Origin of the sequence: Streptomyces purpurogeneiscleroticus (genome assembly GCF_020024005.1) — a bacterium.
GTDB lineage: Bacteria > Actinomycetota > Actinomycetes > Streptomycetales > Streptomycetaceae > Streptomyces > Streptomyces purpurogeneiscleroticus.
This window is the reverse complement of record NZ_NHSG01000006.1, coordinates 1-2,609: the sequence shown is the minus strand read 5'-3', so window position 1 is coordinate 2,609 and position 2,609 is coordinate 1. Positions and strand designations below refer to the sequence as shown.

Annotated in this window: 2 protein-coding genes; one reads left to right on the top strand and one right to left on the bottom strand. The window is 71.6% G+C overall.

The genetic code is table 11. The features are described 5' to 3' along the window. The first annotated feature begins 71 nt into the window (after positions 1–71). A complete protein-coding gene (locus CCS38_RS00215; RefSeq protein WP_223731127.1) occupies positions 72–953 on the top strand; it encodes a phosphotransferase in 882 nt (293 codons plus the stop codon). An 83-nt stretch (positions 954–1,036) separates the two neighbouring features. On the opposite strand, the gene CCS38_RS00210 is transcribed toward CCS38_RS00215, so the two are convergent. After that, positions 1,037–2,563, bottom strand: a complete 1,527-nt coding sequence (locus tag CCS38_RS00210; protein ID WP_223731126.1) for an MFS transporter — start codon at positions 2,561–2,563, stop codon at positions 1,037–1,039. Between the last annotated feature and the right edge of the window lie 46 nt (positions 2,564–2,609).

The window sequence follows — 2,609 nt, the reverse complement described above, 5'->3', positions numbered from 1 at the left end:
GCGGGGTGGGGGTACGGCGGTACTGGAGGAAGGCTGTATGTGAGCTGTAGGGGATGCGCGAGGATCGGCTCATGGCCGACCTCACCACGAAGCACGCCATCACCTTCGACGCGGACCGCGTCACCAAGCGCTTCAGCAGCTGGGACCGCGGCGAACACGAACGCGAATGGCGCGGTCTCACGCTGCTCGCCGAGCACGCCCCCGGCCTCGCCCCGCAGCCGCTGACCTGCGCACTCACCGCCGAACCGCCGAGCATCACCATGACCCGGCTCCCCGGCGCACCACTGCGCGGCACGCACCTGGACGCCGCGCAGACCGCCGCCGTCGCCGCCGCCGTGACCCGCCTCCACGAGGCACTGCCCCGGCAGGTACTGACCGCCGTACCGCTCCGGCCCTGGTGTGTGGGAGAAGCCGCGGCCACCCTGCGCAGCTGGTACGACGCCAGGCCGGGACCGCACCCCGACCCCTTGGTGGAACGGGCCTTCGGCGAGGGGGCCCGCTGGCTCGCGGGCCCGGATCCGGACCGGCTGGCCGCTGCCGAACCGCCACCCGTACTGGGCTTCGCGGACGGCAACCTCGCCAACTACCTCTGGGACGGGGAGGGGAACGGGTCCGGGGACGGGAACGGGTCCGGGTCCGGGTCCGGGGACGGGGCGTGCGTACGGCTCGTTGACTTCGAGGACAGCGGCCGCAGCGACCGGGCCTTCGAACTCGCCGAGATCACCGAACACGTCTCGGCATGGTCCGACAGCCACCTCCCCGCCGACGCCCTCCTCACCCATTTCGACCTCACCCGGGAAGAGGCCGCCCGCCTGCGCGACGCCCGCCGGCTCTGCACCATCATCTGGCTCTTCCTCCTGTGGGGCGACGCGCGAGCCGACCGTCCCCGCAACCCGCCGGACACCCTCCCCGGCCAGGCCCTGCGCGTCCTGGAGCGCCTCGGCTCCCGCTGACAGCCACCGTGCCGTGCCCGCAGATCGTCGTGCCCGCGGGCACAGCAGTCCCCTGCCGTGCCCGCACCGGTGCGACGTTACGGTTACGGGGACACCTCCTCGAGCGGCCGGTTTGTGGTCTCCTCGGCGAAGAACGCGGCGGCAAGCGCGCCCACGAGGGCTACGCCGCCCAGTGTCATGAAGACCACGGAGACCTGGCCCCCGCCTGCGTAGATCGCCCCCACCAGCACCGGACCTAGGATCACCCCGAGCCGGTTGAGGGCGCCGCCGATGCTGCACCCCAGCGCCCGCATGCGCGTCGGGTACAGCTCGGGCGTGTAGAGGTACAGGCAGATGTTCGAGCCGAAGAAACAGACCGCGGCGAGCGAGGTCCACACCAGTACCTGCACGGGCGTACGGGCACCGAGCACGCCGAGCACGATCAGCAGCGCGGCCGCGCCGCCGAGGAAGAACGCGAAGACCTTGCGCCGCCCGATCAGGTCGACGGTGAGCGCCACCAGCAGACAGCCGAAGAAACCGGCGACCGAGGTGACCGTCGAGTACATCAGCGCATCGGAGAGCGACAGCCCGTACTGCTTCCCGTAGATCGTCGGCAGCCAGGACGTAATGCCGTAATTGACGAAGTAGCCGGTGAACCAGAGCGCCCCGATGACCAGCGTCCGGCGCCGGTACCGCCCCGTGAACAGCCCCTTCACGCCTGTCGCGGCGGCTTCGGCGGGGGTGGCGGGGACGGCGGCTCGCACTGTTGCTGTGGCGCCGATCGTGGCGTGCGCGCCGTCCGCGCCGGTCGTGGCGTGCGCGCCGGGCGTGCGGCTTGTACTTGCCGTGCCGGCCGTACTGACCGGACTCGCCGGGCCGTCCGTGGTGACGGGGGCGACCGGTGGGAGCGGGGCTCCCGTCGCCGCGGCGACCTTGGCCTCGATCAGGTCCATCGTCGCCTCGGCCTCCCGCATCCGGCCGCGGTCGGCGAGCCAGCGCGGCGACTCGGGGACGGTGCGCTGCACGAGGATGCACAGCAGCCCCGGCACGGCCGCCATGGCGTACATCCAGCGCCAGCCCAGTGCCGGCACGATCCACGCCGCTGCCACCGCCCCGATGGTGAGGCCGGCGGGGAAAACCAGTTCGTACAGCAGCACGAAGCGACCGCGCTTGAAGCTGCGGGTGATCTCGCTGATGAAGGTCGCAGCGACGGGTACCTCGCCGCCGATCGCCAGGCCCTGCACGAAGCGCAGCAGCATGAAGGGCGACGGCGACGGGCTCATGGCCAGCGCGAGCGAGGACAGCCCCGACACGCCGATACAGATCGCGATGACCTTCACGCGCCCGATGCGGTCCGCCATCCGGCCAGAGAAGAGCGCGCCGATGAGCATGCCGAGGGAACCGATGGTGAGCACGGCGGTGGCGTCACCGTCCGTGAGGTGCCACTCCTGGCGCAGCTCAGGCATGGCGTAGGCGATCAGCAGCTGGTCGAAGGCTTCGAAGAAGGTCACCACGCCGATGACGATGCGGACGGTGACGTGCCAGCGGGACAGGGGGAGACGTTCGAAACGGGCGGCGATGCCGGCGCGGAGGGCGTCGGCGTCACGGCCCGGAGATGCGTCGAGACTCATCCGGGATTCCTCCAGACCCGGCACGGGGCACGGGCGAGGGATGGGG

Excerpts from the sequence above, each read along its gene's own strand:
- CCS38_RS00210 (WP_223731126.1), bottom strand. The coding sequence starts at position 2,563 with ATGAGTCTCGACGCATCTCCGGGCCGTGACGCCGACGCCCTCCGCGCC.
- CCS38_RS00215 (WP_223731127.1), top strand. The coding sequence starts at position 72 with ATGGCCGACCTCACCACGAAGCACGCCATCACCTTCGACGCGGACCGC.